Annotated in this window: 5 protein-coding genes and 1 pseudogene; 5 read left to right on the plus strand and 1 reads right to left on the minus strand. The window is 71.3% G+C overall.

Annotated features, from left to right (window positions below):
• The 3 genes from STRIP9103_RS40310 to STRIP9103_RS40320 all read left to right on the plus strand — a co-directional run.
• Nucleotides 1-1,066: SGNH/GDSL hydrolase family protein (locus tag STRIP9103_RS40310; protein WP_063747365.1), on the plus strand; the 1,066-nt coding region annotated here is incomplete at its 5' end.
• Nucleotides 1,067-1,420: 354 nt separating this feature from the next.
• The gene (locus STRIP9103_RS40315; protein WP_009338116.1) at nt 1,421-2,641 is read left to right on the plus strand and encodes an acetyl-CoA C-acetyltransferase; all 1,221 of its coding nucleotides are present in this window, start codon (nt 1,421-1,423) and stop codon (nt 2,639-2,641) included.
• 335 nt (nt 2,642-2,976) lie between these two features.
• Nucleotides 2,977-3,759 (plus strand): hypothetical protein, encoded by a 783-nt coding sequence (locus STRIP9103_RS40320; protein WP_009338124.1) that lies wholly within the window; start codon nt 2,977-2,979, stop codon nt 3,757-3,759.
• Between the two features lie 25 nt (nt 3,760-3,784).
• Here STRIP9103_RS40320 and STRIP9103_RS40325 read toward each other — a convergent pair whose 3' ends face one another.
• Nucleotides 3,785-4,096: a hypothetical protein gene (locus STRIP9103_RS40325; protein WP_181800253.1), complete on the minus strand. Its 312-nt coding sequence runs from the start codon at nt 4,094-4,096 to the stop codon at nt 3,785-3,787.
• 103 nt (nt 4,097-4,199) lie between these two features.
• Here STRIP9103_RS40325 and STRIP9103_RS40330 point away from each other — a divergent pair, with 103 nt between their 5' ends.
• Both STRIP9103_RS40330 and STRIP9103_RS52495 read left to right on the plus strand, forming a co-directional pair.
• Nucleotides 4,200-4,430, plus strand: coding sequence for a DUF4287 domain-containing protein (locus STRIP9103_RS40330; protein WP_009338122.1), 231 nt, complete (start codon nt 4,200-4,202; stop codon nt 4,428-4,430).
• Nucleotides 4,431-4,453: 23 nt separating this feature from the next.
• Nucleotides 4,454-4,684 (plus strand): annotated as a pseudogene (locus tag STRIP9103_RS52495) (type VII secretion integral membrane protein EccD); the annotation flags it as partial.

Consider the following 4,684-nt stretch of genomic DNA (forward strand, 5'->3'; position numbering starts at 1 on the left):
CCGGCGTATCGCGGCGGGCGCGGCGTACGGCGGGGGCGGCATCGGGCTGGTCGGTGCGGCGGCCGTCGGACTGCTGCTGGCCGAGGTGCGCATGGCCAAGCGTCACGTGGGCAACGGGCACAGCCCGCATCCGCCGAGCGCGGAGGGCCTGTACGGCCGCACGTACGGCCCCGGGTACGCCAGCCGCCCCGGCCACCCGCTCAACTCGTACGACCGTGCGTACGACGCCGCTGACGACCCTCCCCTCCGGCTGGTCATGCTCGGCGACTCCACCGCCTCCGGCCAGGGGGTCCATCGGGCCCGCCAGACGCCGGGCGCCCTTCTCGCCTCGGGCCTCGCGGCGGTGGCGGAACGCCCGGTGGAGCTGCGCAATGTGGCACTGCCCGGGGCCCAGTCCGACGACCTCGACCGCCAGGTCGCCCTCGTTCTGGAGGACCCGTCCCGGGTCCCCGACATCTGCGTGATCATGATCGGCGCGAACGACGTGACCCACCGGATGCCCCCGACCCGCTCGGTACGTCACCTCTCCGCAGCGGTACGGCGCCTGCGCACGGCCGGCGCGGAGGTCGTCGTCGGCACCTGCCCCGACCTGGGCACGATCGAACCCGTGCAGCAGCCCCTGCGCTGGCTGGCCCGACGCGCCTCGCGGCAGCTGGCGGCGGCGCAGACGATCGGCGTGGTCGAACAGGGCGGCCGTACCGTGTCGCTGGGCGACCTCCTGGGCCCCGAGTTCGAACAGAACCCCCGTGAACTCTTCGGCCCCGACAACTACCACCCCTCCGCCGAGGGCTACGCGACAGCGGCGATGGCCGTACTCCCGACGGTCTGCGCGGCCCTCGGCCTCTGGCCGGCGGAAGAGGAACGCCCCGACGTCACCCGCCGCGAAGGCTTCCTCCCGGTGGCCCGCGCCGCCGCCGAGGCCGCCTCGGAGGCCGGCACGGAGGTGGCCGCCGCCATGCCGACGGGGCCGCGTGGCCCCTGGGCCCTGCTCAAGCGCCGCCGCCGGAGGAGGGTCCCGGCCACGGACCCGACTCCCACGACAGCGGCAGAACAGTCCGCCCCATAGCCCGGGATGCGCGTCGATCCGGGCGACCGCGGGTACATGGGAGCTGGTCCCGCCCACGCGGCGGAGCCGTAATCCAACACAGCCCCCGCTTTTCAGGGGCGCGGGGAACTGCGCGAGCAACCACACACCACCCGCACTCGCCACACAACCCCATCCCCCGAGCTGGAAGGCGCAGCGGGGTCGAAGGGGCGGCAGCCCCTGGAGGAAGGGACGGGCAGGGGCGGCGGGGGCGAGAAAAGCAAGCGCTTAGAAAGTGCGGCAGGCGTCACACCCCCACCCCCGTGACCCGACCCATACGTACGGGTAACTTCCCCACAGCCCCTGCAATCCGCACCGTACGCCAATGGAGCCGTGATGCCCGAAGCCGTGATCGTCTCAGCCGCCCGCTCCCCCATCGGCCGCGCGGGCAAGGGCTCGCTCAAGGACCTCCGCCCCGACGACCTCACCGCCACGATCGTCAGGGCAGCCCTCGACAAGATCCCGGAACTGGACCCGAGGGACATCGACGACCTGATGCTCGGCTGCGGCCTCCCCGGCGGCGAGGCGGGCCACAACCTGGGCCGGATCGTCGCCGTACAGATGGGCATGGACCACCTGCCGGGCTGCACCATCACCCGTTACTGCTCCTCCTCGCTCCAGACCACCCGCATGGCCCTGCACGCCATCAAGGCCGGCGAGGGCGACGTCTTCATCTCGGCCGGCGTCGAGACGGTGTCCCGCATGATCAAGGGCAGCTCCGACGGCATGCCCGACACCCACAACCCCCTCTTCGCCGACGCCGAGACCCGTACGGAGGCGGTCGCCAAGTCGGTGGGCGCCGGCTGGCACGACCCGCGTGAGGACGGCCTGCTCCCCGACCCGTACATCGCGATGGGCCAGACCGCCGAGAACCTGGCCCGCTCGTGGGGCGTGACCCGCCAGGAGATGGACGAGTTCGGGGTCCGCTCGCAGAACCTCGCCGAGGAGGCCATCAAGAAGGGCTTCTGGGAGCGCGAGATCACCCCGGTGACGCTCCCCGACGGCACGGTCGTCAGCAAGGACGACGGCCCGCGCCCGGGTGTCACCCTGGAGGCCGTCCAGGCGCTGAAGCCGGTCTTCCGTGAGGACGGCCTGGTCACCGCCGGCAACTGCTGCCCGCTGAACGACGGCGCCGCCGCGCTGGTCATCATGTCCGACACCAAGGCGCGCGACCTCGGGCTCACCCCCCTCGCCCGGATCGTCTCCACCGGCGTCTCGGGTCTCTCCCCCGAGATCATGGGCTACGGCCCGGTGGAGGCGTCGAAGCAGGCCCTCGCCCGCGCGGGCCTGACCATCGACGACATCGACCTGGTCGAGATCAACGAGGCCTTCGCCGCCCAGGTGATCCCCTCGTACCGCGACCTGAACATCCCGCTGGACAAGCTGAACGTGAACGGCGGCGCCATCGCCGTCGGCCACCCCTTCGGCATGACCGGCGCCCGCATCACCGCCACGCTGATCAACTCGCTCCAGTTCCACGACAAGCAGTTCGGCCTGGAGACCATGTGCGTCGGCGGCGGCCAGGGCATGGCGATGGTCATCGAGCGCCTCAGCTGAGTCCGGCGACGAGCCCGGCGACCGAGCGCGTCAGCCAAGCGCCCGGGCTCGGACACCGCGGCGTCACCGCATCGGGACCCAGCGTGACCCTTTGGCCCAGAGCCCCCGGAACTCCGGGGCTCTGGGCCGATTTGTGATCCAATCTCCCCCAGGATGTGACCTATCTCCCTCCGGAGAGGGATTTACGCAGCTCAGGGCCGTTTCACCACGAAACACGGGCCGCATATTCATGCCCGATTCGTGACGTTACGCACTGACAGCTGGTTAGTCCGCCCTTCAAGCTGATGTAGGAAGTCGGGGGTCGACTTTGAACCGGGAGTACGTCAGTGAGCGCCATGCCGATCGCCTTGCTGCTCATCACGGCCGCCACCGCCGCCGTGGGCGTCGTCGTCCTGCGCACCCTCACGGGCCTGCGCCGGCAGGTCGCCGCGCTGCACGCCGAGCTGGCCAAGAGCCGGGCGGCCGACGCACGGCCCCTGATCCCGGCCGCCCGTCCGGCCGCCGACACCGAGGAGATACGCGCCGCCGTGGCCGAGGCGCTCGCGGAAGAGCGGGAGCGTGAGCTGGCCGAGGCGCGCGCCTTCTGGGCCGCTCAGGAGGCCCGTGACGTCTCCGACGCGCCGTCCCTGCTGGGTCTGCCCGACAGTGAGCTGTTCCTGCCCCGGCAGTCCGATTTCGCGGGCCTGGAGCACCTTGAGCCGGTGACCGAGCCGAGCCTGGAGGGCGACGAGTTCGCCGGGGAGTCCCCGGAGCTGGCCGCGGCACGCCGCCGGCACCCCTCGCACCCCGACTTCGTGCCGGTGCAGTCCCCGGTCACCAACGACCACGAGCGCACGGTCGCCTGCCTGGAGGACCTGGCCGCCTCCCGCATCGAACTGGCCGACGTCCGCCCCGGCCCCCTCGGCACCCTCGACGTCTACGTCTTCGCCGACGGCACCACCCTCTGCATGACCCCAGGCCACCGCGAAACCGCCGACCGCCTCGCCACCGCCCTCCGTACCGGCGACACCCCCGTCCTCCTGGGTGGCTCGGGCGTCTCCGGCGCGTACACCCTCACGTTCCAGTGCGGCACGGAGACGGTCTACATCCTGGCGGACAGGGTCATCGCGTCGCTGTAGAGGCTCCTTCTGCGCTGGGCACCTCTCACACCCCGGCCCGCCGCTGGGCCTCCTCCACCAACGCGACCGCCTCCGCCAATTCGCCCTCGTCGGCCAAGACCAACGCGAGATCGTTTCCGGCGACGGTCACCTGATCCGCGGCCGCGAACATCCCCGCGTCCGGCATCTCCCGAAGGGGCCCTCCCGGCGACTCCAGCCGCTGGGCACGCAGTGCAAACTCCCTGGCCAGCGCCAGTGCCTCGGCGGCGGCCCCCCGCTGGAGCCGGCTCTGCGGCGCGGCCCGCAACCGGTCGGCGAAGTGGTCCACGGCACGGGTCAACGGGATCGTATCAAGCACGTCGCGAGAGTACGCGCATCAACGGGACTGTTGCCAACACGCCGCCGCTCAGGCAACGTGACCTGAAGGACCGGCTTACATTTCCTTTCGTCCGGAGGCGCCGATGTCCCAAGTCTTCTCCGAGGAGACCCATCGCAATCTGCTCGCCCGCATCCCCCACTGCACCGGTCGTGAAGTCTCCGACTGGCTGCGCAAAGTCGATGAAGGCCCCGCTCTCTTCAACTTCGAGGAGAAGGTCAGCTGGCTCCGGCACGAGTACGACCTCGCGTACGGCCACGCCAAGGCGATCGTTCACGAGTACGACCTGAGGAGGGCTGCGCGGAAGCTCCGCTGAGGGCGCCGAGAAACCTCGGAGGCGCCCTGACCGGCGATCGCACGGCCCTCGACATCCGGACAATCTGGCTCGTCGCCGTCATCGCCGCGATCGCCGCCCTGATCACCGCGATCGGCCTGATCGTCCCCCGCCGGGGCCTCACCCCGTTCTGGGGCCGCTTCCTGGAGATCTTCGAGGGCTTCGTCCTGCTGACGCTGGTCCCCCTGGCGCTGGCCGTCTTCGACGTCTACGGAGCCGTCCGCGCCATGACCGGC

This window comes from Streptomyces ipomoeae 91-03 (assembly GCF_000317595.1).
GTDB lineage: Bacteria > Actinomycetota > Actinomycetes > Streptomycetales > Streptomycetaceae > Streptomyces > Streptomyces ipomoeae.